The organism is Dietzia sp. NPDC055877 (genome assembly GCF_053615975.1).
In genome coordinates this window covers 189,069-213,856 of record NZ_JBSHCV010000001.1, presented here as the reverse complement: position 1 = coordinate 213,856, position 24,788 = coordinate 189,069, and the positions used below count along the sequence as shown (strand labels likewise).

Below are 24,788 nucleotides of genomic sequence, written 5' to 3'. Positions count from 1 at the left end.
CGTCACACTGAGGTACTGGTGGCGGTCGAACAGGAAGGGCGGGTGAGCGCATGGCAGGCGAGCCGCGCGCGCCGGCACCGGGTCCGCTTCCCGGGACCGTGGACGTCAACGGCGTCACGCTCGCCGTCGAGCACGTCGGTGACAGGTCGATGCCGACGGTCCTCCTCGTAGGTGCCCCGACGATGCTGTCCTGGTCGGATGCGCTCTGTGTGGCGGTGGCGCGGGGAGGTCGGCACGTCGTGCGCTACGACCTGCGGGACAGCGGGCGATCAACCAGGCACGACCCGGCCACGCCCGGGTACACGCTCCGCGACCTCGCCGATGACGCCGCGGCGCTGGCTCGGGATCTGTCCGTATATCCCGTCCATCTGGCGGGCATCGGTGTCGGGGGGATGGTCGCGCAGCTGGCCGCGCTCGACCATCCTGCCGCGTTCTCGGCGCTCACGCTCATCGGCACCCGGGCCGTGGCCCCGGGGCCGGTCGACGAGAACCTTCCGGATCACGATGCAGACGTCAAGCGCCGGGTGTTCTCCCTCACCCCGCCGGACTGGGCCGAGCGGGAGTCCGTCGTCGCATTTGCGACAGCGCGAGCCGAGATCCTCGGCAATGACGCCGTGGCGGCAGGCGAGGTGGCGGGCCGGATTTGGGACCGCACGCCCGGGTCCGATGCGGGGTCCCGTCAGGCCGATCAGCTGGGGATGGCGTTCGCCCGCCTGGACTGCGCCCCGCGGTGGCGCGAACGGCTACCCGGTCTCACACTGCCGACGCTGGTCGTGCACGGCCGCTGCGACCGATTTTTCCCCGTCGGCAATGGCGAGGCGCTCGCACACGAGATCCCCGACGCGCGACTGCTCGTCCTCGACAACGCGGCGTCGGCGATCCCGCCCTCCGCGGTGGGAGAGGTCGCCGCCGCGATGCTCGCGCTGTAGGGCCCAGCCGGGGACCATGCCGGGTCGGACTCCGCGAGCTCGGCGGTGGAGTGCCCGGCGGGATCATGACCGGCTTCGTCGCCTCCGGTCGCCGGATGGGGCCATTCTCACGGAAAATTATGTGTCCGTGCAGGGCTCTATGGGACTACTCTTGCCGCATCGTCGTCGTCGACACACAGGGGTGCCCCATGGGAACGCTGAGCTTTACCGCGACGGTCTCCCTCGACGGGTACGCCGCCGACGCGAGCGGGGACTTCCAGTGGTCCGCGCCGGGCGACGAGGTGTTCCGGTTCCACGTCGAGCGCATGGGCGCGGTGTCCACCGAGGTCCTGGGCCGCAACACCTACCAGCTCATGACGTACTGGAACGCCGAGCCCGAGGACGGCTCCTGGGGCGAGGACGAGCGGGAGTTCGCCCGACGCTGGCAGGGGATCGAGCACGTCGTGGTGTCGTCGACCCTGGAGCCTGAGGACCTCGATTCACCGCGCGATCGGCTGGTGCCCCGTCTCGAACTGTCCGAGCTGGAGCAGATCGTCCGCGATGCGCCCGGCGAGGTGGAGATCTTCGGCCCGACTACCGCCGCCGCCGCGATCCGGGCCGGCATGGTGCGCGACTTCCGGTTCTTCGTGGTCCCGAAGGTCGTCGGCGGTGGCCTCCGTGCCCTACCCGCCGACGCGGCGCTCGACCTGGACCTCGTCGAGCACCGCACCTTCGGCGACACCGCGTACCTCCACTACGCCCGGCGCTGACGGCGACCCGGACGGCCCGGGCGGGGTTGCGACTCAGGAACTGAGGTCCTTCTCGTCGTCGGCAACCGGGCCGCCCAGCTCTCCGGTCCCGTACCGGTCGAGCGTCGCGCGCACCTGGGCGCCCCACCGTGCGTGGGCCGCCTGGCGGGAGATGCCGGCCGCACGCCCGATCACGTCCCAGGTCACCCCCCATCGCCGCAGGCCCACGACGGAGCCGAGCGCGTCGAACCCGGCGGCGTGTTCGATCCGAAACGCGAGTACCTGAACGGCGACGTTCCACTGCTCACCGTCGGCCCCCGGCGGGGGCGTGGTACCGAGTACGGCCTGCGCCTGGGTGAATGCCGCGCCCGCCGCGGCGGCGTGCGCCGCCCGGATGGGCGCGTCGAGATCGGCGGATAGTGCGGTGTCGAGGTGGGTGCTCATGTGTCAACTAATAGTTGACGACGACGGCAACGTCAACCCACACTTGACGGAGATCGGTCTTCTCAGGTGTCCGACCCCGCGCTCGCTTGGGTGGTTCGATCCGGCCCGTGGGAGTTGGAGATGAAGAACGAGCCGATGATCCCCAGCGCGGCCACGACCATGGAGACGAGGAACGCCATGTCGGCTCCGTGGACCATCCCCTCCATACCGTGCACCTGCGGGTCGAGTGCGGTCGAGGTCATGACGGTCACCAGAACGGCGGCCCCGACGGAGGCCGCGATCTGGCGGAAGGTGTTGTTGACCGCCGTTCCGTGCGGGACGAGGTGCTTCGGGAGCTGGTTGAGCGCTGCCGTGGTCACGGGCATCATGACCATCGCCGCGCCGAGCATGCGGACCGCGTTGAATCCCGCCAGGTAGGCGAACGACGTCTCGGTGGTCAGCTGGGTGAACGGGAACGTGGCGGCGGTGAGCAGGGCGAAGCCGATCACGGCGAGCCATCTGGCGCCGACGGCGTCGAAGATCCGGCCGGTGATCGGGGACATCACTCCCATGACCACGGCGCCGGGTAGCAGTGCCATCCCGGACTCCATGGCGGTGAAGCCGGTCATGTTCTGCATGTACAGCGGCAGGACGAGCATGCCGCCGATCAGGGCGATGAAGACGATCATGCCGAGCACCGTGTTGAGCGTGAACATGGGGTACCGGAGAACCCGGAGCTCGAGGAGCGGCTCCGCCAGCGTGAGCTGCCGATGGATGAAGAACGCCAGCGCGACGGCGCCGACCGCCAGCGCGATGAGCACCTCGGGGCTCACCCATCCGGCGTCTCCCGCTGTTCCGAAACCGAAGAGCAGGCCGCCGAAGCCCAGCGACGACAGGATGACGGACACCACGTCGAGCCGCGGGTTGGTTTGTTCCGTGACGTTGGCCAGCAGGAAGTACCCGAAGACCGACGCGATCACGGCGATCGGCAGCATCATGGTGAACAGCGTCTGCCACGGCCAGTGGTCCACGATGAAGCCGGACAGGGTCGGGCCGATCGCCGGCGCGAAGGCGATCACCAGTCCGAATGTGCCCATCGCCTTGCCGCGCTCCCGCACGGGGAAAATCGCGAAGAGGATGGTCTGCATCAACGGCATGATCATGCCGCCGCTCGCGGCCTGGATCACGCGACCGCCCAGCAGGATGGGGTACACGGGGGCGAGCGCGCAGACGGCGGTGCCGACGATGAACAACACCATCGCCGCGAGGAACATCGTCCGGGTGGTGAACTTCTGGATGAGGAACGCCGTGACCGGGATCATGATGCCGTTGACCAGCATGAAGATGGTTGTCATCCACTGGGCGTCACTCGCGCTGATGCCGAAGTCCGCCATGAAGGCCGGGAGCGCGGTGTTGAGAAGGGTCTGGTTGAGGATGATCACGAACGCGCCCGACACCAGCACCGCCAGGAGGAGGTTGCGGTTGACCGGCGCCCGTGCGGTGTCGGGCTGATCGGTGGAGTCTCGGGGTTCGGGGGTCACGGCAGGGGCTCGATTCGTGCGGGGTCGGGTGGTGCGGGCGTCGTGGCGGAGGGCCCGACGGTCGGCCCGGAGCAGCGCGTCGCCTCGCGAGACGCGTCTCGAGTGCCTTCGATTCGCGCAGGCTCGTGGGTGGCGGCGGCACGGTGGGCTCGATCCGTTTTTACACTAGGTGCATGTTTGCACTCGATGCAATTTGATGTGCGGGGCGTCACCGTCAGCCGTGGGGTCAACGCCGTGGTGCCGACTCCGGTCGGCGCCTGTCAGAGGGCGCGCACAGATCCGAGCCTGACCACGCGATCCGCGGCGGCGATGAAGCCGTCGTGGTGTGTCGCGCAGACGACGACGGCACCTCGACGGTCCGCCTGGTCGAGGAGAAGATCGTGAATGCGGCCACGGCTGGCGGCGTCGAGTCCGGCGTCGGGTTCGTCCATCAGCACGATGTCCGCCCGGCGTGCGAGTGCCTGGGCGAGGAGAGTTCTCTGTCGCTGCCCCCCGGACAGGTCGGTCAGGGGGCGGGAGTCGTAGCCGGTCAGGCCGACCACGTCGATCATCTCCGCGACGACTTCCCGCGTTCGCCTCCTCCCGAGGCGGCGGCCCCACGTCCCCATCGCGACGGTGTCACGCACGGTGAGTGGGAGGGTCTCCGGCGCGGCTGGGCGCTGCACCACCAATGACACCGTGCCCAGCCGGCGCACCTCACCCTTCTGTGGAGTGCGTACCCCGGCGAGGATCTCGAGCAGTGTCGATTTGCCGACGCCGTTGGGTCCGGCGATGGCGGTGACCGTCCCCCGGCCCAGTTCGAGATCGACATCGTGGATCACTTCGTGTCCTGCGTAACCGAAGCACACGCCGTGGGCGCTCAGTGCGGGGCCATTCGAAGGCGTCAAGGCGAATCTCCTCCTTGTTGAAAATGATTATCAGTACCGTTACCGTACTACCTCGTGTCCTGGTTCCTTGATCCGTTCAGCACGGTGTTCGTCGCGCGTGCTGCGCTCGGTGGTGTGCTCGTGGCGGCCATATGCGGCGTCGTGGGCACCTGGGTGGTCATCCGCGGGATGGCGTTCTTCGGGGAGGCGATCGGGCACGGGATGCTGCCGGGGGTCGCGCTGGCCACAGTGCTCGGCCTGCCCGCCCTGGCCGGCGGAGCCGCCAGCGCGGTGACGATGAGCGTGGCGATCGGCGCACTGCAGCGGCGCGGGCGGCTGTCCTACGACACGACCATCGGTTTGCTGTTCGTCACGATGCTGTCGGTCGGGGTGATCATCGTGTCGCACTCGGGCAGCTTCGCCACGGACGCGACGGCCATCCTCTTCGGTGACATCCTCGCGGTAGGCACTCCCGAACTCGTCACCCTGGCGATCGCCCTGGCGGTCACGGTCGCGCTCGGGGTGGTCTTCCACCGGGCCTTCGTGGCCGCGGCATTCGACCCGCGCATCGCCCAGACTCTCGGGCTCCGTCCGGCGCTGGCCCACGTGGTGCTCATCGGCCTGGTGACCCTCGCGGTGGTGGCCTCGTACCAGGCCGTCGGCACCCTGCTCGTGGTGGCGCTGCTGCTCGCACCGGTGGTCGCCGCGAACCGGTGGACGCGTCGTATCCCCTCCACGATGGCGCTCGCTGCCGTCTTCGGCAGCGCTGCCGTGGTGGTCGGCCTGCTGGCGTCCTGGCATGCGGGAACGGCCGCCGGCTCCTCCATCGCCTTCTCCGCCATCGCGCTCGCCGGGGCCTCAGCGCTGGTCAGAGCCGCGTACGACATCCCGCGAGCCCGCCGGTTGACGCACCACCCGTCTTCCCGCCGGTAGCCGCAGACCCCGTCACCCCCGGCCCGACCCGAATGACTATCCGAAAGCAGGTCATGCAGAATTCCAGAACGATCGTGCCCCTCGCCGTGGCCCTGGCGCTCTCACTCGCGGCGTGCGCCGGTGCCGATGACGAGGGCACCGACGCAACCGGCGCCGCGCCGGCTGCCGAGGTGCCCACCGCGCAGGGCCCCGCCGCTGGGAGTCCCGCCGGAGCGGAAGCCTCCGGAGCCGGACACGGAGCCATCGACGGCGCCGAGGAGGTGGCCGAGCCGCAGCTGCACCTCGTGAGCATCGATTCGGACGGCGCCGTGGGAATGGTGAACCTGCTGGACGGGACCGTCTCCGAACCGGGGGTCATCGCCCCGCCGTCGGCGGTCACCTCCGACGGGCGCTACCTGTTCGCCGAGACGGTCGAGGGCGTCGAGATCGTCGACAGCGGCGTGTGGACGTGGGATCACGTCGACCACTTCCACTTCTACCGGACCTCGCCGCGGGTGCTGGGGCCCGTGGCGGGCAGCGGTCCGGTGGTCGTGTCGACCTCGGCCAACGCGACCACCGGCGGCACCGGGCTGTTCTTCCCGGAGTCGGGCGAGGCGGTGCTGTTGGACAACCAGGCACTCTCCAAGGGGCGGATCGAGGAGGTCTTCCGTCTGGAGACCGAACCACACGAGGGGGTGGCCGCCCCGCTGGGCGGCGGCGCGCTCGTCAGCTCCGTCGACGACTCGGGCGCCGTGACCGGGGTGCGGTTCCACGACTCGGCCGGCGCACCCGTGGACGGCGCGGCGGCCCCGTGCCCCGATGCGCAGGGCACCATCACCACCCGCGTGGGCGTGGTCGTCGGCTGCGCTGACGGAGCCGTCCTCGCCACGCTTGACGGCGACGAGCCGACCCTGGAGCACGTGCCCTACCCCGAGGGCACGGACGCACCGCGCGCCACCGACTTCCGGAACCGCAAGGGGCGCCCCACCACGGCCGCGCTCGCCGGCGAGACCGGATTCTGGCTGCTCGACACCCGCGAGAAGCAGTGGCGGCACGTGCCGACGGCGGAGCCGCTCGTCCAGGTCTCGGCGTCCGACGACGCGGACCGACACGTCGTCGCACTGGACCACGAGGGTAGGATCCGCGTCTACGACGGCGCCGCCGGAGCCGAGATCGCCGCAACGGAACCCCTGCTGGCCGCAGCTCTCGCGGACCCGGAAACGCGGAAGGGGGTCGACCTCACCGTCGACCGGGAACGCGCCTACGTCAACGACCCCGCCGGGGGCGTAGTCCACGAGATCGACTATCGCGGCGGGGCGCGCGTCGCCCGCTCTCTCGACACCCCGACCGCGCCCGACTTCTTCGCGGAGACGGGGCGATGAGGCGGCGGCGGACACCCGTGGTCGGCGTCCCTCAGGGGCCGGTAGCCGCGGTCCTCGTGGCCGTGCTGACCCTGGCCGGGTGTACGGGCGCCGACGCGTCATCGGACCGGCCCGTGGTCGTCGTCACCACCAACATCCTCGGCGACGTGGTGGAGAACCTGGTCGGCGAGAGCGCCGACGTGACGACGCTGATGAAGCCCAACGCCGATCCGCACTCCTTCGAGATCTCCGTCCAGGAAGCGAGTCTCCTGGACCGCGCGGATCTCGTGGTTTCCAACGGACTGGGCCTGGAGGAGGGCCTGCAACAGCACCTGGACCGCGTGGCCGACGCGGGCGTGGAGACGTTCACGGCGGGGGAGCAGATCGAGGTCATCTCCTACTCGCAGGAGGAGGCCGGCGGCGCCCCGGATCCACATTTCTGGACCGATCCGCGCCGGGTCGTCGACGTCGTGGACGCGCTGGAGGCCGAGTTGCTCGAGGTCGAGGGGATCGACCGCGCGACCGTCGAGGCGGGCGCCGAGCGATACCGCGCGGAACTCGCCGAACTCGACGAGGAGATGACGACCGCGTTCGCCGAGATTCCCGACCACGCGCGCGCCCTCGTCACCAACCACCACGTGTTCGGCTATCTGGCCGAGCGCTTCGACTTCCGCGTCATCGGCGCGGCCATCCCCGGGGGCACCACCCTGGCGTCCCCGAGCGCCGCCGATCTCGATGACCTCGCCTCGGCGATCACCGAGGCCGACGTTCCCGCGATCTTCGCCGAATCGTCCCAGCCCGACCGGCTGGTGCAGGTGCTGGCGAGCGAGGCCGGGATCGACGTCGAGGTGATCGAACTGTTCACCGAGTCGCTCACCGAACCGGGCCGGGGCGCGGACACCTACCTGACGATGATGCGCGCCAACACCACGCGCATCGCCGACAGGCTTTCGAATCACCCATAGGAGAGGAACACCGAATGACAACACGGATCACACGCGGCGCCGGAGCGCTCGCGATGCTCGCGACGGCGTCGCTGCTGGCGACGGCGTGCGGGGGCGGCAGCGGCGCCGGGGACAGCGCGGAATCCCAGGACTCGGCGACCACGAGCGCCACCGCGGCGGCTGACGCCGGCGCCACGGAGAACCGCCTCGCGGTGGCCTACGAGAACGGGATCGCGGTCCTCGACGGCGACACCCTCGAGGTGGTCGAGGAGTTCGAGTCTGAGGAGTTCACCCGACTCAACGCGGTCGGTGACGGCCGGAACGTTCTGGTGACCATGTCGGACGGCTTCCAGGTCCTTGACACCGCCGAACCCGCCCTGACCGACCTGGTATTCGAGGCTGAGACCCCCGCGCACGTCGTGCGACACGACGGAAAAACGGTTCTCTACGACGACGGCACCAGCGACACCACCATCTTCGCCACCAGCGCGCTGCTCGACGGTGGCGGACAGCTCCCGGAGACCGAGACGGTTCCCGGTGACCGGGCCCACCACGGGGTGTCCATCGTGTTGTCGGACGGCACCTTCCTCACCACGATCGGCGACGACGCCGGCCGCTCGGGAGTGCGCGCCATGGACGCCGACGGCACCGAGGTGAGTCGCAGCGAGGAGTGCCCCGGCGTCCACGGCGAGGGCACCGCCGCCGACGAGACCGTGGTCTTCGGCTGCGAGGACGGCGCGCTGCTGTTCCACGACGGCGAGTTCGAGAAGCTCACCGCCGCCGACGACTACGGGCGGATGGGCAACGCGTACGTCTCCGAGACCAGCCCGCTCATCGTCGGCGACTACAAGGACGACCCGGACGCCGAGGGCGTGCTCCTCGATCAGGTCGCGCTCATCGATCCCGAGGCCGGCACCCACGAGGTCGTGGATCTGCCGGAGGGCGTCGAGTACACGTGGCGGGGCGTCGCCCGCGGGCCCGGCGACCTGGCGTACATCCTCGCCACCGACGGGTCCATCCACGTGATGGATCCCGCCACCGGCGAGATCTCCGAGAGTCACGAGGTGATCGAGTCGTGGGACGGGCCGGCGGAGTGGCAGAACCCACACCCGGCCATGACCGTCCGCGGGGACATCGCCTACGTGACCGAGCCTGCGACGCGCTCCGTGCACGCCGTCGATCTCCGGACCGGTGAGGTCGTCGCCTCCGGCCAGATCCCCGGCGAACCGAACGAGATCGCTGTGGCTCTGGGGTAATCGAGCCCGGCAGTGGGAACCGGCGGGCCGCTACGACTCCCGCGCCCGCCGGTTCCACAGCTGATGCGTGCGTCCACCCGGGGTCGAGAAGACCTCCACGTCGAACCGGTCCGTCAGCGCAGCGCCGTGGGGGAACGCGCGCTGGCCCTCGCCCAGGACCACCGGCACCACCACGACGTGCATGAAGTCCACGAGGTCGGCCTCGAGAAACTGGCGGCAGACCGTCGGACCTCCCCCGATGCGCACGTCGGTGCCCGGCGCGAGCTCGCGGGCGCGCTGCAGGGCCTCGGCGGGGTCGGCGTCGAGGAAGTGGAAGACTGTGCCGTTGGCGAACTCGATTGGCTCCCGCGCGTGATGAGTGAGCACGATGACGGGCGTGCGGAACGGCGGTTCATCGCCCCACCAGCCGCGCCACCCGTCGTCGGCCCACGGCCCGGACTGTGGCCCGAATTTGCGCCTCCCCATGATCTCCACGCCGATGCCCTGCCCCCACAGGCTGGTCAGGGCGCGGTCGAGGGTGATCGGCGCATCCACGCCGTCGATCCCGTGGATCACCCGGCCGTCGAAGCCCGCGAAGAGCGCCGCGGCGTCGCCGATGGGGTGGTCGGTGGTGACGTAGGTGCCGGCGGCGAAGCCGTCCAGCGAGACGAACATGTTGTGGATCCGGACTCTGGACATATCGTCCCCTGCCGTGCGGGCTGCGGTGTGTCCGGAAGAGTAGGACTGTCGGCCGCCGGGCACAAGGCCCCCGCGTCGTGGTCGGTGCGGCGCGGCGGCCGTCGCGGTCAGCCCGCCGGTCGGATCTCGCTCTCGGTGACCCACTTGTGGTTGGTCATGGTCATGTTCTCGGAGTGGACGTCGACCATGTAGACGGTCTCCTGGGTCGAGCTGTCGATGGTCGCCGTCGCCCCGTCCATGCCGGGCATGTGGGCGGCGCGCAGGACGACCTCGGTGCCGTCGGGCAGCGGTGCCGGGCCCGGGTTCTCCAGTTCCTCGTGGACGACCCATTTGTGGTCGACGACAGGCTCACCGCCGTCGGTCGGGGTGTAGCTGACCGAGTAGGTGGTGGTGTCGAACGCGCCGGAGACGGTGGCGGCGGCGCCGTCCATCCCGGGCATGTGGTCGGCGGACAGGATGACGTCCGTCCCGACCGGGAAGGCGGGATCGCCGGCCTCCGCGATCCCCTCGGGCGCCGGCCCGCCGTCCGCGGGATGCTGATGGGCGTCGTGCTCGGTGCCGTCGGAGGGCGCGGCGTCGGTGCCGTGCCCGGTGTCGGAGGGGCCGTCGGCGTCGGTGCCGTGCCCGGTATGGTCCGACGACGACGAGCTCTCCGTCGCGGTGGCCTCGCCCGTCTCCGCGGTGTCACTCCCGCAGGCGCTCAGTGCCAGTGCGGAGGCCAGTGCGACTGCTGCGAGGGCGGTCTGACGATTCATGGTGTGTGTCCTCTCGTCGGTTTCGCTGACCGTGAGGATATACCCGCAGGGGGTATCCGTGCCACGACGGAGGGTGTGCGGACGCTCCCGCGACCGACATCTGTCTGCGGGGCGCCGGTGGGCGGTTATGCCAGAAGCTGCGAACCGGGGGTGGGCGCCGCCATGGTGTACTGCCGCGCCCTCTCGGAGATGGGCGCCCCGTGACGGAGCGCGCTGGCGGTGTCGAGTGAATACCAGAGCTGGCGGACGAGGTCGATGGCCGGTCGGATGGGTGCCATGAGGGGTTCCCTCCCTACGAGGTGAATGTGGGTGCAGCTATACAGATCTGTATAGCTAACTTCAGATTAGCTATACAGGGTTGTAAATTCAAGGGCGTTATGGCTACTGAATTCCCCGACCTGTCCGACCTGACCCCGGGGGCGCAACGCATCCTCGACGAGGCGTCGACCCTGTTCTACGAGCAGGGCATCCATGCGGTCGGTGTCGACATGATCGCCGCCGAATCCGGGGTGACCAAGCCGGTCCTGTACACCAACTTCGGCTCGAAGGACGGCCTCGTCGTGGCATATCTACTGAATCGGCACAGGTGGTGGTGGCACCTGCTCGAGGAGGAGGTCGAGCGCGCGGAGAGTCCCCGGGTTCTGGCCTTCTTCGACGTCTACGCGGCCGATCCCGGGAACAGCCGACGCGGCGACGCGTTCCTCAACGCCGCCGCCGAACTGCCGGACGATCATCCCGCCCACGAGGTCATCCGCTACCACAAGCAGGCGATCTACGACCGGCTCGTCGAGCTCGTCCGCGAGGACACGCCGCCCGAGGACGATCACCGGATGCTGGCCAGGCACCTCTTCCTCCTCCTGGAAGGGGCGTTCGCGCACCGTCGGATCTACGGCACGTCGCTGCTGACCGACGGCCGCGAGATGGCCGCGCGTCTGATGTCGGAGGCCGCGGCGACGTGACGCCGGTGATAATCGAGATGATCGTGCCGGCGGTCCTCGCGCTCGTGGCCTGGGTGGTCACGTTATGGCGGATCGCAGCGGAGCCGCGGCGCTCGGGCCACGGACTGCCGCTGTACGGCGGCCTGGGATGACCGGCGACGAGTGACCGGCTACGCGTGACAGGCCGCTCGTGTCAGTCGCTGCCCGGCGGCGTCGCAGGGTTGAACACGCAGTACATGCGGAGCTGGTCGTGCGCGACGATCGTGTGCCGCTCGTGGCCGTCGAGCAGGTACATGGTGCCCGGGGCCAGTGGGTGCGTCGTGCCGTTCTCGCGGTTGATCAGCTCGCCGTGCCCCTCGATCAGCCAGACGGCCTCGATGTAGTCGGGGTAGTGCAGCGGCGTCTCGGTGCCGGCCTGCACCGTGGTCTCGTGGAACGAGAAACCCACGTTGTCGTCCGACAGAATGATCCGCTTGGACGTCCACGTGTCACCGCTGACCTGACGATCGGTCCCGGTGATCTCGTCGGTGGTGCGCACGATCACTGCTTTACCTCCATCTGGTCGAGAAACTCGCACAGCTGTCGGCGGGCGCGGCGGCCCTCCGGGATGGGCTGCATGGTCCAGTTGTGGAACATGCCGGGGTACTCGTGGAAGTCCACGCGCACGCCGCATTTCCGCGCGGCGTCGCGGACCCGGCGGGCGTCGGGATTGAGGATGTCGCGGGTCCCCGTGAACACGATCATCGGAGGGAAGTCGGTGTAGTCCGCGTAGACGGGACTGATTTCCGGGGCGTTGGGGTCGTCGCCGTCGGCGTACCACTCGCCGGCCTGCCGCAGCCCGTCGATGTCCAGCTCCGGGTCCGCGGCGTCGATCTCCTCGGAGCGCGGGTCGGAGACCTCCATGTCCAGCCACGGCGAGAGCAGCGCGAGCGCGGTGGGCAGCCCGTCGCCACGCTCCCGCAGGGTCTCGGTGAGGTACACGGTGAGCGCGCCCCCGGCGGAGTCGCCGAACACGAATCGGTGGCCCGGGTGATCGGACAGGTAGTGCTCGTAGACGGACATCGCGCAGTCGCGGATCTTCTCGTGCCCGACCGACGGGGCGAGCGGGTAGATCGGGAACACCACCTCGGCGCCGGTACTCAGCACGACGTCGCGGACGAAATCCCAGTGGTGGTTGTCGGGCTCGGAGACGAACGCCCCGCCGTGAAGGTGGAGGATCTGGGTGCCGGAGCGCTGTGCGGCGTGCTCGGGGGTGAACACGTGGACGCCGACCCCCGCGACCTGGTCGGTGCGCACGTTCAGGCCCTTGCAGGACGACGCGCGGGGCACTGTCTTGCGGGGGTCCTGCGCCTGGGGCAGTGAATGTCGCATGGATGAGGGATCCGCGTAGAACCGTTTGCTTCGGCGCGCACGCAGCGACGCCATCACCATTCGAGCTCGTAGGGAGACCATGGTCGCCGACCGTACGTGGCCGTCCGTCGATCGACTACCGATCGCGGGTGCCCGTGCGCGCTCACGGAATCCCCCTGCAGCGTCATGATGGCCAGGGCCCTTGAGGTGCGCACCCTCTTTGCAGCATTCCGGGTGCGTAGATCGGCTGAAAATGTGCATTCTGGGCGCGTAGGTCAGACCGCCTCCGGCGCGCACGCGAGGGGCGTCGGCGGGCCGACTAGGATCGATGCCCGTGGCCGCCTCTCTGCTCATCGCCGGTACGACCTCCGATGCGGGCAAGACCGTCGTGGTGACCGCACTGTGCCGAGCGTTCGCTCGCCGCGGCCTCAAGGTGGCGCCGTTCAAGGCGCAGAACATGTCCAACAACTCGATGGTCGTCAGCAATCCGGGCAGCCCCGGAGACCCGGGCACGCCAGCCGGCTCGGACGGCTCCTCGGCCACTGGCGAGATCGGGCGCGCCCAGTGGATCCAGGCCGTCGCGGCGGGGGCCGCCCCGGAACCCGCGATGAACCCGGTGCTCCTCAAACCCGGCGGCGACCGGCGCAGCCACGTGGTGGTGATGGGGCAGCCGGCCGGATCGGTGTCCTCGCGCGACTTCGTCGACGGTCGCGCGCATCTGGCCGAGGCCGCTTTCGCCGCCTACGACGACCTCGCCTCCCGCCACGACCTCGTGATCTGCGAGGGCGCCGGCAGCCCCACCGAGATCAACCTGCGCGCGAGCGACTACGTCAACATGGGTCTCGCCCGACACGGCGACATGCCTGTCGTGGTGGTGGGTGACATCGACCGCGGAGGGGTGTTCGCCGCCCTCTACGGCACCGTCGCGCTGCTCGAGGCCGCCGACCAGCGCCTGCTCGCCGGCTTCGTGCTCAACAAGTTCCGCGGCGATGCCTCTCTGCTCACCCCGGGTCTTCGCGAGCTCGAGGCGCTGTCCGGCCGGCCCACGCTGGGGGTGTTCCCCTGGCATCCCGACCTCTGGCTCGATTCGGAGGACGCGCTCGCCGTGCCCGCCCCTGTCGGTGCCGCGTCCGCCGGCGCTGCGACGGCCGCTCTGCGCGTCGCGGTGATCCGGTTGCCGCGAATAAGCAACTTCACCGACGTCGACGCGCTCGGCCTCGAACCGGATGTCGAGCTGCGATTCGTCACGGAGCCCCGCGACCTCGCCGGGGCCGACCTCGTCGTCGTCCCCGGGACCCGCGCCACCCTCGACGACCTGGCCTGGCTCCGCGCCCGGGGGCTCGACCGCGCGATCTCTACACATGTCGAGCGCGGCGGTGCGGTCCTCGGGATCTGTGGTGGATGCCAGATGCTCGGCCGAGAGATCACCGACCCGGACGGCACCGAGGGGCGCCCCGGCGCGCGCGTCGACGGCCTCGGGCTGGTCGGCCTGACCACCCGCTTCGCCGCAGATAAGGCGCTACGCCTGCCGGTCGGGCGAGAGTTCGGCGAGGACGTGACAGGGTACGAGATCCACCACGGGCGGATCACTCGGGGCGACGACGACGAGTTCATCGGCGGAGCCCGGCGGGGTCGGGTGTTCGGCACCATGTGGCACGGCACGCTGGAATCGGACGGGTTCCGCAGCGCGTTCCTGGCCGAGGTGGCCCGCGGTGGGAGTGCAGGGGCAGCGGGGGACGGGCGGGCCGGATGGGTGCGCGAGGCGTCGGGCGTGAGCTTCGGCCGGGCCCGGGAGTCGCGGCTGGATCTGCTCGCCGACCTCGCCGAGGAGCACCTCGACCTCGACGCGCTGCTCGGGCTGGCTCAGGCCGGTGCACCCGCGATGCCGCTGCTCGAGCCGGGGGCGAGCCGATGAGCGGCCCCTCCGCGGCCGCCGGATCCGGCCCAGCCAGTGATGCCCATGCGGGCGGGGCCGTGCTCATCCTCGGCGGGACGGGAGAGGCTCGTGCGCTTGCTGCGCTACTCGTCGACCGTGGGATTCCGGTGGTGTCGTCGCTGGCCGGACGGGTCTCGAAGCCGCGGCTGCCGGTGGGGGAGGTGCGTGTCGGGGGCTTCGGCGGGGTCGACGGGCTCGCGGCGTACCTGCGGGAGGCGGGCGTGCGCGCGGTCGTCGACGCCACCCACCCGTTCGCGCGGGTCATCTCCGGAAACGCCGCCGCTGCGTGCGCCGCGGCCGGGGTCCCGCTGCTGCGGCTGGAGCGTCCGGGCTGGTCGCAGGCACCGGGGGCGGAAAGTTGGCACTGGGTCGACAGCCACGACGCCGCCGCCGTCACCGCCGCCCGCCTGGGTAGGCGCCCCCTGCTGACGGTGGGCCGGCAGTCGCTGGATCGCTTCACCGGACCGCTAGCCGACGTGCCGGCGGTCGTGCGCGTGGTGGATCCGCCGGATCAGCAGCTGCCCGAGCAGTGGCTCGTGCTGCGCGCGCGGGGCCCGTACACCGAGGACGGCGAGCGCGAGTTGATCGACCGGCACGGCATCGATGTGCTGGTCACCAAGGATTCCGGCGGGGCGTTGACCTGGCCGAAGTTGGCGGTCGCGTCGGCCGCCGGCATCCCGGTGGTCGTGGTCCGCAGGCCTGGCCCGCCGCCCGGAGTGCGGGTGGTGGACACCGCGGAGGACGCCGCCGACTGGGCCACCCACCCGCGGTTGCAAGACATGACCACCGCGTCGCAAGACATCTCTAGCGAGATCTAGCCGAGTTTCGCCACTGAGGTCGTGCTACTGCGAGTGCATGTCTTGCAACCGCGGGTGGGTGGCGAAGCGGTGCGCGTGGTCGGCGAAACGGCGCGCGAGTGCGGGGTGGCCCGCCCAGTGCGTGTGCAGGTAGGACGCATGCAGCGACGCACCCGCGAACCCCTCCGCCCCGGCGGTACTCGTCCACGCCGGAGCCATCTCGCGGACACCTTCGGCAGACGGGACCCCCGCAGAAGGGGCGACCGCGGTGCGGTGGAACTCGTGGCCCGTGACCTCGGTGCCCGCGGCGGCCAGGACGCTATCGGCGGGCGCGGTCGACCGGCGGTACGCCAGCGTGAGCCGTGGGGCCATCGCGGCATCCGCGGGCACGGCCCCGACCATGGGCGAGCCGTCGACGGTGCGACAGAGATACAGCAGCCCGGCGCACTCGGCGACCGTCGGCGTGCCGGCCGCGATCGCCGCGCCCAGCGCGGACAACATCGGCCCGTTGGCACTGAGTTCGGAGGCGTGCACCTCCGGGAACCCGCCCCCCAGGTAGATTCCTGCGGTCCCCTCGGGCAGCGCCTCGTCGGCCAGCGGGTCGAACGCCGCAACCGAGCAACCGGCCGCCTCCAGTAGTTCGACCGTCTCGGCGTAGCGGAAGGTGAAGGCCCGGCCGCCGGCCACGGCGATGCGAGGGCGGGCCGTGTCGTCGTCGTTGTCGTCGACTCCGGCGCCTCCGACCCCCATCCGCACGTCGGCCCCACCGCCACCGACCCCCGCCAGCGCCTCGGCCGCGTCCCACGGCCCTCCCACCAGCGGCGGGGCGCTCCGCGCGATGCGCATGACGATGTCCAGGTCGAGCGATGTCGCCACCCGCTCGGCCAGGTGATCCAGCGACCGCGCGGCCTCGGGGCGCTCGGCGGCGGGCACGAGGCCGAGGTGGCGGGAGGGGGCGGTGACGTTGTCGTCGCGGTGCAGGACGCCCAGCACCGGGATGCCCAGGGGCGCCAGCGCGCGGCGGACCTCGTCGGAGTGCCGCTCGGAGCCGGCTTTGTTGAGCACGACCCCCGCGATCCGGATACCCGGCTCATATGTCGCCATGCCCAGCACCACGGCCGCGATACTGCGAGAGGCGTGCGAGATGTCGACCACGAGGATCACCGGGCTGCCGGTCAGCGCGGCGACATGCGCGGTGGAGGCGAACCCGTCGCCGCCGATGTGGCCGTCGTAGAGGCCCATCACACCCTCGATCACCGCGACGTCGGCCGGGCCCGCGCCCGCGGGAGCCCCGGAGCTCGCACCGACGCCGGCCGCGGGCCCGCCAGCCTCCGCCGACGCCCCGTGGCGGAGCAGCGGCACGATCCGGTCCTCGCCGACGAGGTGCGGGTCGAGATTGCGGCCGGGCCGCCCCGTGGCGAGGGCGTGGTAGCCGGGGTCGATGTAGTCGGGGCCCACCTTGTGGCCCGAGACCCGCAGGCCAGCGCGGCGCAGCGCGAGCATCAGCCCCGTGGCGACGGTGGTCTTGCCGTGGCCCGACGCGGGCGCCGCCACGACGAATCGGGGCAGGTCAGCGCTCACCGCGCGTCACCGTGCGCGTCGGGGCCGCGGTGGCCGCTGTCGCGGTGGCCGCGCCGGCCCGGCTCACCACTCAATGCCCCGCTGCCCCTTCTGCCCCGCATCCATCGGGTGCTTGACCTTGCCCATCTCGGTCACCAGATCGGCCACCTCGAGCACGCGCGGGTCGGCGTCGCGGCCGGTGATCACCACGTGCTGGCGTCCGGGCCGGGCCGCGAGGGTCTCGGCCACGTCCGCCGCATCCACCCATCCCCACTTGATGGGATAGGTGAACTCGTCGAGCAGGTACAGGTCGTGCTGCTCGGCGGCAAGGCGGCGCTTGATCTCGGCCCAGCCCTCGGCGGCGTCGGCGGCGTGGTCCTCCTCGGTGCCGTCCTTGCGCGACCACGACCAGCCCGACCCCATCTTGTGCCACTCGACGGGCCCGCCCTCGCCGGTCTCGGTGTGCAACTGCCCGAGCCGTTCCATGACGCTCTGCTCGCCGATCTTCCACTTGGCGGATTTCACGAACTGGAACACGCCGATGTCCCAGCCCTGGTTCCAGGCGCGCATCGCCAGGCCGAACGCGGCGGTCGACTTCCCCTTGCCGGGCCCGGTGTGGACCATGACGAGTGGCCGGTTGCGCCGCTGGCGGGTGCTGAGCCCGTCGTCGGCCACGGTCGTGGGCTGTCCCTTGGGCATCAGGCCACCTCGTTTCGGGGAGAGCGTGAGTGGGTGCGGGCGCGGACGGTGTCGGTGAGCCCCTCGGCGGTGACCTCGCCCAGGGGCACGTGCTCGGCGCCCAATTGTGCGGCGAGTTCGGCGGCCAGCCCCATGCGGAATCGGCCGGTCTCGCAGTCCACCACAACGGATGTAGTGCCCAGCGACGCCAGCCCGGCCGCCGCGGCGCGGGACCGTGCGAGGGCGTCCGGGCCGTGGGTGGCGCGGCCATCGGTGACGACGACGACGAGCGGCCGCCGCCGCGGATCCCGGACCCGCTCCCGGCGCACGACCTCTGCGGTCGCGAGCAGACCCTCCGCCAGCGGAGTGCGGCCGCCCGCGGGGAGCTCCGCCAGGCGTGTCGCGGCGATGTCGACCGAGGAGGTGGGCGGCAGGGCGACCTGCGCGCCGGACCCGCGGAAGGTCACCAGACCCACGGTGTCGCGGCGGCGGTAGGCGTCCAGTAGCAGCGAGAGGATGGCGGTCTTGACCTGCTCCATCCGGCTCCGGGCGGCCATGGACCCGGAGGCGTCCACGCAGAAGAGCACCAGGTTGGATTCGCGGCCCTCGCGCACGGCCGAGCGCAGGTCCTCGGGGGCCAGCAGCAGCCGGCCGCCGTGCAGGCCACCCGTACGGCCGCGGCCCGCCTGCCACCTGGCGGCGGCGCGGATGGTGGCGGGAAGATGCAGGTCCGAGCCGGTGAAGTCGCCCGATCCGATCCGTCGTCCCGAGCTGGTGAGCGCGCGCGATCGGCGGCCGGCCGCGCCGTGGCCGGTGCCCGCGACGGACAGCAGCCGGGTGCGGTACGGGCCCGCGGCGGAGGCCACGGTGCCGGGCGGGACGCCGCCGGGAGCCCCGGCCGGGGCGTCACCCCGGTCGGCCTCCTCAACGGTGTCGGGGCCCTGCTCCGCGTCGGGGCGCTGTGGGGCTGCGGCGTTGGTGCGGGTGTCTGACTCCTCGGTGCCGCGGTCGGCGCGGGTGTCGTCGGTGGCACTCGGCGCGGCTGCATCGGCTGTGTCCGCATCCCTGGGGGCGTCCGCCTCGGGGGCCCCGTCGGTGCCCGGCTGCCCGTCCGGGGTCTCGGCGCGATCCGTGGACTCGGTGTCCGGATCCCCGTCGGGCTCGGGGTCGGGCTCGTCGTCGTCGCCCAACAACCTCTCCAACAGGTCCTCGTCGAGGCCCGGCGCATCGAAGGGGGCGCGCCGACGGCGGTGGGGTAGCGCCATGCGCGCGGCGACGCGGATGTCCTCGCGCGTGATCCGCGCCCGGCCCTGCCAGGCGGCGTGCGCGGCGGCGGTGCGGGCGGTGACGATGTCGGCGCGCATGCCGTCCACGTCGAACCCGGCGCAGACCCGCGCGATGGTGGCCAGTGCCCACGGCGACATCGGCACGCGGTCGACCAGCTCGCGCGCGGCGACGATCCGCTCGGCCAGCGCGGCCTCGTCGGCGGCGAAGCTCGAGGCGAACCCGGTCGGGTCGGATTCGAACGCGATGCGACGGCGCACCACCTCGGCCCGGAGTTCGGGGTCGCGCGGGGCGGCCACCTCCACGGTGAGGCCGAATCGGTCCAGCAGCTGGGGCCGGAGCTCGCCCTCCTCGGGGTTCATGGTGCCGATCAGCACGAAGCGCGCGGCGTGGTCCACCGAGACGCCGTCGCGCTCGACGGTCACGCGGCCCATCGCGGCGGCGTCCAGGAGAAGGTCCACCACGTGGTCGTGCAGGAGGTTGACCTCGTCCACGTACAGCAGGCCGCGGTGGGCCCGCGCGAGCAGGCCGGGCTCGAAGACGGTGACGCCGTCACTGAGCGCGCTCTCCAGATGGAGAGAGCCGGTGATGCGGTCCTCGGACACGCCGATCGGCAGCTCGACCAGGCGGACGGCACGCTGCTCGACAGGGGCGTCGGCGGGGATCCGGCCGTCGGGGGTCTCGGTGCCGCGGTCGGTGGGCGCGGAGGAGAAGCGATCGCCGGCCACCACGTCGATGGGCGGTAGGACGCCGGTGAGCGCGCGCACCATCGTGGACTTGGCGGTGCCCTTCTCGCCGCGGATGAGGACACCACCCACCGACGGCGACACCGCGGTGAGGATGAGGGCGAGCGCCATGTCATCGGATCCGACGACGGCGCTGAAAGGGTAGTGCTGTGGCATGGGGGCTCCCGCTCTCGTCTGCCAGTGGCGGTCAGCGCGAGGCCGGTCTCCGGACTTCCCGGCTCATCTCGGAACGTGCGCACTGTGCGCGATCGTCTGAGAGGCCGGGTCACCGTAGCGGGCCCTGTGCCGGATTCTCACCGGCTTCCCTGATTCTCCCCTCCGCACCGCCTGGGCGGGTCGTGGGGCACCTCGTGCTGTGGGGTTGTTCAGTTGACTGCATGCCAGGCTACCCACCATCTCCGGCACCGTGGCTCCCGGCCTCGGCTGTAGTCTTCCGGCTCATGAACGCACAGGTGGTCGTGGTGGGCATCGGCGGCGACGGCTGGGACGGTCTCGACGAGGCCCGCCGTCGCGCCGTCCGTGACGCCGATGTGCTGCTCGGCGGGGAGCGTCATCTCGCGATGATCCCGGGGGAGGTGGCGGCCATACGGGAGCCCTGGCCGCGGCCGCTTCTGCCTGGTCTGCCCACGCTCCTCGAGCGCCACCGCGACCGCCGGATAGTGGCTCTGGCCTCGGGCGACCCGCTGGTCGCGGGCATCGGGGCAACACTCATCAACGCACTCGGTCGCGACGCGGTGACGGTGCTCCCCGCCGTCTCGTCGGTGGCACTGGCGCGTGCGCGGATGGGCTGGTCGGCCGAATCAGTGGCGGTGCTCCGGGACCATCGCACGATCGCCCGCGAACTGTCCCCCGGGCGTCGGATCCTGATCCTCTCGGCGGACCGCCACACGCCCGCCGAGGTCGCCGCGATGCTCACCGCCGCCGGCTTCGGCGCGAGTGAAATGACCGTGCTGGCCGACCTGGGCGCCCCCGCGGAGGCGAGCGAGCGCAGTCGAGCGAGCGAGTGGTCGCCGGGCGACGAGGCCCCGGCCCTGCACGTGCTGGCCGTGGAGTGCGGGGTCGGAACGGGGCAGGACGGGCGCCCCGACAACGACGACGACAACGCCGGCCCCACGGCCCCACACCCGGCGCGATGCCTGGGCATGGTGCCCGGGCTTCCCGACGACGCCTTCGAATCCGACGGCCAGCTCACGCGCCGCGACCTGCGGGCGTCGGCTCTGTCCCGGCTGGCCCCGGGGTACGGGGAGTTGCTCTGGGACGTGGGAGCCGGTGCCGGCTCGGTGGGGATCGAGTGGATGCGGGCCCACCCGAGCTGCCGGACGATCGCGGTCGAGGCGAACCACGCCCGCGCCGAGCGGATCGGTCGCAACGCAGCCCGCCTCGGGGTGCCCGCGCTCGAGGTCGTCCGGGGACGTGCGCCCGAGGCTCTGGAGGGGTGCCCCCGTCCGGACGCCGTCTTCATCGGCGGCGGTGGCACTGCTCCGGGACTGGTCGACCTGTGCTGGGATGCGCTCCGGCCGGGCGGTCGGCTGGTCGCACACGCGGTCACCGTCGAGACCGAGCGCGTGCTGCTCGACGCCCGCGCCGAACTCGGCGGCGAACTGACCAGGTTCCACGTGGAACACGCGGACGCGATCGGTGGATTCACCGGCTGGGCGCCCGCGCGCGCGGTGGTGCAGTGGGCCGCCGTCAAACCGCTGGAGACATCTGTAGAGGAGATCTCGTGACCGTTCATTTCGTGGGTGCCGGCCCCGGCGCCGCTGACCTGCTCACACTGCGCGCGGCGGCCGCGCTTCGGGCGGCCGACGTCTGCCTCTACGCCGGCACCTACCTCGACGAGGGCGTGCTCGATCACTGCCGGCCCGATGCCCGCCTGGTCGACACCCAGCACCTGGACCTGGACGGGATCATCGCCGAGATCGCCGCCGCTCACGCCGAGGGGTTGGACGTGGTGCGGCTGTGCTCGGGCGATCCGTCGCTGTACTCGGCGCTGGCCGAGCAGACGCGCCGCCTCGACACCGCCGGGGTGCCGTGGGACGTGGTCCCGGGCGTGCCCGCGTACGCGGCGGCCGCCGCCGAGCTGGGCGTGGAGCTCACCGTGCCGGAGGTGGTGCAGTCGGTGGTGCTCACCCGCGTTCAGGCCCGCTCCACAGCGATGCCGCCCGCGGAGGCGCTGGAGCACTTCGCCGCCACCGGAGCGACGTTGGTGCTGCACCTGGCCATCACGCGGATCCGCGAGCTCGCCGAGCGGTTGGTGCCGACGCACGGCGCAGACTGCCCGGTTGCGGTGGTCGCCAACGCCAGCCGCCCGCACCGCGTGGAACTGCGGGGCACGCTCGCCGACATCGCGGACTCCGTCGAGGCGGCGGGACTACGACAGGCCGCGGTCATTCTGGTCGGCCGCGCGCTGGACCGGCCCGGCTCGGCCGAGTCGTGGCTCTATGCCTCCGACCCGGAGCGGGAGTCGAAGCGGCGGCGAGCCGGGCGGTAGATAGCGCGGGAGGCGACCGGCCCGCACGGGGCGCGAGGTCACTCGATCTCAGCCGATATCGCGGCGGCGGTAGCCCGCGAACCCGACGGCGAGCAGGGCGGCGGCGACCAGCAGGAGCCAGCCGAGCCCGCTCCAGTGCGGGGCCGCTGCGTCGACTGTCGGGACGTGCCGGAGCGGGCTGACGTCGAGCGCCCAGTCGGGCAGCCTGAAGGTCGGGCCGAGCAGGGTGAGCGCGAAGGTCGCGACCAGCCCCAACCAACCGACCAGTCGGATCCGCGGCGCCGCCCCGACGGCCGCGACCGCGAGTGCGACGAGCACCCAGCCCCCCGGTGTGGTTGCCACCGCCTGCCCGAGGACCGTCGCCACGGAGAGATCGGTGGAGCGTGCCGCGACCAGGCCGAGGGCGAGTCCGGCCAGGGTCATCCCGATCGCGGTCCCGAGCAGCGCCACCACGACATTGGACGCCAGGTAGACCCACCGACGCAGCGCGGTCGCGTACAACGGTTCCGTGCGCAGTGCGACCTCGTCGGCGTGGATACGCATGACGACCTGCACGCCCATGATGCCCGCGACGATCGCGACGATCTGCAGAATGGTCGCCACGAACGCCATGGTCAGGTCGGTCGCACCCGAACCTCCCGAGACGATCACCCTCGCCATCTCCGGGTTCGCGGTGAAGAGCGTCCCGAGGGACCCGGTGAGACTGCCGAGCAGGGCGCCGAGTCCCGCCAGCCCGATCAGCCAGGACACGACCGTGGCGCGGTGGAGGCGCACGGCCAGGCCCCACACCGAGGTCACGACACCGCCGGTCTCCGGGCCGGGCCGCGGGGGGATCAGACCCTGGCCGAAGTCCCGGCGGCTCTGCAGGGCGAACGCCGCTGTCACCAGGGCGACGGACAGTGCCAGCGCGGCGAGCAGCGGCCACCAGTTGTTCGCACCACCGGGGTCGGTGCGCTCCAACCACCCGAGAGGGGTCAACCAGACCGTCCACGCCGGGGCGTCGCCGGCGTCGAAGTAACCGCGCAGCGCGAAGCAGACCGCCAGGGTCGCGATCGCCAGGCTGCTCGAGGTGCGGGCATCCGATCCCAGCTGCGCCGTGACCGCCGCTACGGCACCGAAGATCAGACCCGATGCGGAGAAGGTGGCGGCCAGCGTCAGGGTGGCGACCGCGCCGCCCCCGCAGGCGACGGTGAGCAGGAAACACACCACCCCGACCGCAACCGACGCCGCCGCGGCCAGGAGCACCGCGACCATGAGACGTGAGTGGCGACCGGTGACACCGGAGGCGATCAGTTCCGCCTGGCCGGAGTCCTCGTGCTCGCGACTGTTCCGTACGACCGTCAGGATCGCCATGATGCCGGCGAAGAGTGCGCCGAGCTGACCGGCGCGCCACGCATTGAACCCGTCGGCTGTCATCAGGTCGCGCGCCGGGCCGAAAACCAGTGCCAGCGCGGGATTGGCGCCGAGGGTCGCGGCCAGCTCCTGTCGTTCGGCGGCGGTCGGGAAGATCCAGGTATAGGCGAGGACGGAGGTCGCGGACAGCGCGGAGATGAGCACGACCCACGGTGCGATGTTGCGGACGTCCAGGCGCAGTGCCACCCGCAGCAGCGGGCGGGTGCCGGTGAGTGTCGAGGTCATCGCGACGCGGTCCGTCCGCGGGAGTCCTGCCGGCCCTCGTACTGGCGGAGGAACAGGTCCTCCAGTGATGGCGGGGAGACCGTGAGCGCCGACATCTCGTAGGCGATCAGCCCGGCCATGGCGTCGTTGATCCGGCCGGGCGGTACCCATGCCGTGAGGCGGTCGCCCTCCAGTGCGGGCTCGTGCAGGAATGTCAGTTCCCCGAGGTCCCGGGGCGCCCGACCGAGCGTGGCGCGGAGCGTGACGAGGCTGTTCACCCGCAGCTGCTCGAGCGTCCCACGTTCGACGATCCGGCCGTCGCGGATGATGCTGACCCGGTCGGCCAGAGACTCCACCTCACTCATGATGTGACTGGAGAGCAGGAAGGTGCGGCCCTGTGCCTTCTCCGCCGCGATCTCCTCCTGGAACACCTTCTCCATGAGCGGGTCGAGGCCAGAGGTGGGTTCGTCCAGGATGAGGAGGTCGACGTCGGAGGACAGAGCGGCGATGATGGCGACCTTCTGCCTGTTCCCCTTGGAATAGGTGCGGCCGCGCTTCGTGGGGTCCAGCTCGAACCGCTCGAGGAGGGCGGCACGTCTCGCGTCGTCGAGTCCGCCGCGCATGCGGCCGAGGAGATCGATGGCCTCACCACCGGACAGGGACGGCCAGAGCACCACGTCGCCGGGGACGTAGGCGAGGCGACGATGGAGTGTCACGACATCTCGCCACGGGTCGCCGCCCAACAGCTCCGCGGTGCCGCCGTTGGCGCGCAGCAGTCCCAGCAGCACTCTGATCGCGGTGGATTTCCCCGCACCGTTCGGGCCGAGAAACCCGTGGACCTCGCCACGCTCGACCTCGAGATCGAGTCCGTCGAGCGCTCGGACCGCGCCGAAGGCCTTCACAAGACCTGAGGTGCGGATGGCCAGTTCGACGGTCGGACTCATGTCGGCCCCTCGTGTTGCAGCGATGGAAAGGGCGACATGCTCGGTGAGGTCGCC

General features: G+C 71.3%; 25 protein-coding genes and 1 riboswitch. Of the genes, 12 read left to right on the top strand and 13 right to left on the bottom strand.

Annotated elements, in window-relative coordinates:
* Positions 1-50 precede the first annotated feature (50 nt).
* Positions 51-929 carry an alpha/beta fold hydrolase gene (locus tag ACWGLC_RS01000; protein ID WP_452098173.1) on the top strand — a complete coding sequence of 293 codons (879 nt, stop codon included), beginning with the start codon at positions 51-53 and terminating at the stop codon, positions 927-929.
* Positions 930-1,117: 188 nt separating this feature from the next.
* On the top strand, positions 1,118-1,678 hold the full coding sequence (locus ACWGLC_RS00995; protein ID WP_452098172.1) for a dihydrofolate reductase family protein: 561 nt from the start codon (positions 1,118-1,120) through the stop codon (positions 1,676-1,678).
* Between the two features lie 33 nt (positions 1,679-1,711).
* Here the strand turns inward: ACWGLC_RS00995 and ACWGLC_RS00990 are convergent, their stop codons facing one another.
* From ACWGLC_RS00990 to ACWGLC_RS00980, 3 genes are all read right to left on the bottom strand, one after another.
* Positions 1,712-2,101 carry a hypothetical protein gene (locus tag ACWGLC_RS00990; RefSeq protein ID WP_452098171.1) on the bottom strand — a complete coding sequence of 130 codons (390 nt, stop codon included), beginning with the start codon at positions 2,099-2,101 and terminating at the stop codon, positions 1,712-1,714.
* Between the two features lie 62 nt (positions 2,102-2,163).
* The gene (locus tag ACWGLC_RS00985) at positions 2,164-3,621 is read right to left on the bottom strand and encodes an MDR family MFS transporter (RefSeq protein WP_452098170.1); all 1,458 of its coding nucleotides are present in this window, start codon (positions 3,619-3,621) and stop codon (positions 2,164-2,166) included.
* A 260-nt stretch (positions 3,622-3,881) separates the two neighbouring features.
* Positions 3,882-4,508, bottom strand: coding sequence for a metal ABC transporter ATP-binding protein (locus ACWGLC_RS00980; protein ID WP_452098169.1), 627 nt, complete (start codon positions 4,506-4,508; stop codon positions 3,882-3,884).
* Positions 4,509-4,562: 54 nt separating this feature from the next.
* Here ACWGLC_RS00980 and aztB point away from each other — a divergent pair, with 54 nt between their 5' ends.
* From aztB to aztD, 4 genes are read left to right on the top strand one after another with little or no spacing between them, the layout of a single operon-like run.
* Positions 4,563-5,420: a zinc ABC transporter permease AztB gene (aztB, locus tag ACWGLC_RS00975; protein WP_452098168.1), complete on the top strand. Its 858-nt coding sequence runs from the start codon at positions 4,563-4,565 to the stop codon at positions 5,418-5,420.
* 53 nt (positions 5,421-5,473) lie between these two features.
* Positions 5,474-6,781, top strand: a complete 1,308-nt coding sequence (locus tag ACWGLC_RS00970) for an ABC transporter (protein ID WP_452098167.1) — start codon at positions 5,474-5,476, stop codon at positions 6,779-6,781.
* 17 nt (positions 6,782-6,798) lie between these two features.
* On the top strand, positions 6,799-7,725 hold the full coding sequence (gene aztC, locus ACWGLC_RS00965) for a zinc ABC transporter substrate-binding protein AztC (RefSeq protein WP_452098166.1): 927 nt from the start codon (positions 6,799-6,801) through the stop codon (positions 7,723-7,725).
* Between the two features lie 14 nt (positions 7,726-7,739).
* Positions 7,740-8,960, top strand: a complete 1,221-nt coding sequence (aztD, locus tag ACWGLC_RS00960) for a zinc metallochaperone AztD (protein WP_452098165.1) — start codon at positions 7,740-7,742, stop codon at positions 8,958-8,960.
* Between the two features lie 30 nt (positions 8,961-8,990).
* Here the strand turns inward: aztD and ACWGLC_RS00955 are convergent, their stop codons facing one another.
* The 3 genes from ACWGLC_RS00955 to ACWGLC_RS00945 all read right to left on the bottom strand — a co-directional run bounded on the left by ACWGLC_RS00955 (position 8,991) and on the right by ACWGLC_RS00945 (position 10,671).
* Positions 8,991-9,638 (bottom strand): dihydrofolate reductase family protein, encoded by a 648-nt coding sequence (locus tag ACWGLC_RS00955; protein ID WP_452098164.1) that lies wholly within the window; start codon positions 9,636-9,638, stop codon positions 8,991-8,993.
* Positions 9,639-9,745: 107 nt separating this feature from the next.
* Entirely contained in the window at positions 9,746-10,393 is a 648-nt protein-coding gene (locus ACWGLC_RS00950; protein WP_452098163.1) for a YdhK family protein, read from the bottom strand.
* 125 nt (positions 10,394-10,518) lie between these two features.
* Positions 10,519-10,671, bottom strand: a complete 153-nt coding sequence (locus tag ACWGLC_RS00945; protein ID WP_452098162.1) for a hypothetical protein — start codon at positions 10,669-10,671, stop codon at positions 10,519-10,521.
* A 99-nt stretch (positions 10,672-10,770) separates the two neighbouring features.
* On the opposite strand from ACWGLC_RS00945, the gene ACWGLC_RS00940 reads away from it, so the two are divergent.
* Together ACWGLC_RS00940 and ACWGLC_RS00935 are read left to right on the top strand one after the other, a co-directional pair.
* Positions 10,771-11,352, top strand: a complete 582-nt coding sequence (locus ACWGLC_RS00940) for a TetR/AcrR family transcriptional regulator (protein WP_452098161.1) — start codon at positions 10,771-10,773, stop codon at positions 11,350-11,352.
* The gene (locus ACWGLC_RS00935) at positions 11,349-11,483 is read left to right on the top strand and encodes a hypothetical protein (RefSeq protein ID WP_452098160.1); all 135 of its coding nucleotides are present in this window, start codon (positions 11,349-11,351) and stop codon (positions 11,481-11,483) included. The genes ACWGLC_RS00940 and ACWGLC_RS00935 overlap by 4 nt, the downstream gene beginning before the upstream one ends.
* Positions 11,484-11,524: 41 nt before the next feature.
* On the opposite strand, the gene ACWGLC_RS00930 is transcribed toward ACWGLC_RS00935, so the two are convergent.
* Both ACWGLC_RS00930 and ACWGLC_RS00925 read right to left on the bottom strand, forming a co-directional pair.
* Complete coding sequence (locus ACWGLC_RS00930; RefSeq protein ID WP_452098159.1) at positions 11,525-11,875, bottom strand: ectoine synthase; 351 nt, start codon at positions 11,873-11,875, stop codon at positions 11,525-11,527.
* Positions 11,872-12,702 (bottom strand): alpha/beta hydrolase fold domain-containing protein, encoded by an 831-nt coding sequence (locus ACWGLC_RS00925; protein ID WP_452098158.1) that lies wholly within the window; start codon positions 12,700-12,702, stop codon positions 11,872-11,874. The genes ACWGLC_RS00930 and ACWGLC_RS00925 overlap by 4 nt, the downstream gene beginning before the upstream one ends.
* A 307-nt stretch (positions 12,703-13,009) precedes the next feature.
* On the opposite strand from ACWGLC_RS00925, the gene ACWGLC_RS00920 reads away from it, so the two are divergent.
* A complete protein-coding gene (locus ACWGLC_RS00920) occupies positions 13,010-14,596 on the top strand; it encodes a cobyric acid synthase (RefSeq protein WP_452098157.1) in 1,587 nt (528 codons plus the stop codon).
* A complete protein-coding gene (locus ACWGLC_RS00915) occupies positions 14,593-15,435 on the top strand; it encodes a cobalt-precorrin-6A reductase (RefSeq protein WP_452098156.1) in 843 nt (280 codons plus the stop codon). The genes ACWGLC_RS00920 and ACWGLC_RS00915 overlap by 4 nt, the downstream gene beginning before the upstream one ends.
* Positions 15,436-15,459: 24 nt before the next feature.
* On the opposite strand, the gene ACWGLC_RS00910 is transcribed toward ACWGLC_RS00915, so the two are convergent.
* The 3 genes from ACWGLC_RS00910 to ACWGLC_RS00900 form a co-directional block, all read right to left on the bottom strand.
* Positions 15,460-16,995: a cobyrinate a,c-diamide synthase gene (locus ACWGLC_RS00910; protein WP_452098155.1), complete on the bottom strand. Its 1,536-nt coding sequence runs from the start codon at positions 16,993-16,995 to the stop codon at positions 15,460-15,462.
* A gap of 63 nt (positions 16,996-17,058) precedes the next feature.
* Positions 17,059-17,673 carry a cob(I)yrinic acid a,c-diamide adenosyltransferase gene (gene cobO, locus ACWGLC_RS00905; protein ID WP_452098154.1) on the bottom strand — a complete coding sequence of 205 codons (615 nt, stop codon included), beginning with the start codon at positions 17,671-17,673 and terminating at the stop codon, positions 17,059-17,061.
* Positions 17,673-19,838 carry a VWA domain-containing protein gene (locus ACWGLC_RS00900; RefSeq protein WP_452098153.1) on the bottom strand — a complete coding sequence of 722 codons (2,166 nt, stop codon included), beginning with the start codon at positions 19,836-19,838 and terminating at the stop codon, positions 17,673-17,675. Before ACWGLC_RS00900 ends, cobO begins: the two co-directional genes overlap by 1 nt.
* Before the next feature lie 23 nt (positions 19,839-19,861).
* Positions 19,862-20,048: riboswitch (cobalamin riboswitch) on the bottom strand.
* Positions 20,049-20,122: 74 nt separating this feature from the next.
* Between ACWGLC_RS00900 and cbiE the strand changes: the two genes are divergently transcribed.
* Together cbiE and ACWGLC_RS00890 are read left to right on the top strand one after the other, a co-directional pair.
* The gene (gene cbiE / locus ACWGLC_RS00895; RefSeq protein WP_452098152.1) at positions 20,123-21,409 is read left to right on the top strand and encodes a precorrin-6y C5,15-methyltransferase (decarboxylating) subunit CbiE; all 1,287 of its coding nucleotides are present in this window, start codon (positions 20,123-20,125) and stop codon (positions 21,407-21,409) included.
* Positions 21,406-22,173, top strand: a complete 768-nt coding sequence (locus tag ACWGLC_RS00890) for a cobalt-precorrin-4/precorrin-4 C(11)-methyltransferase (RefSeq protein WP_452098151.1) — start codon at positions 21,406-21,408, stop codon at positions 22,171-22,173. The genes cbiE and ACWGLC_RS00890 overlap by 4 nt, the downstream gene beginning before the upstream one ends.
* 48 nt (positions 22,174-22,221) lie before the next feature.
* Here the strand turns inward: ACWGLC_RS00890 and ACWGLC_RS00885 are convergent, their stop codons facing one another.
* Positions 22,222-23,811 carry an ABC transporter permease gene (locus ACWGLC_RS00885; protein WP_452098150.1) on the bottom strand — a complete coding sequence of 530 codons (1,590 nt, stop codon included), beginning with the start codon at positions 23,809-23,811 and terminating at the stop codon, positions 22,222-22,224.
* The gene (locus tag ACWGLC_RS00880; protein ID WP_452098363.1) at positions 23,808-24,734 is read right to left on the bottom strand and encodes an ABC transporter ATP-binding protein; all 927 of its coding nucleotides are present in this window, start codon (positions 24,732-24,734) and stop codon (positions 23,808-23,810) included. The genes ACWGLC_RS00885 and ACWGLC_RS00880 overlap by 4 nt, the downstream gene beginning before the upstream one ends.
* Positions 24,735-24,788: the final 54 nt, after the last annotated feature.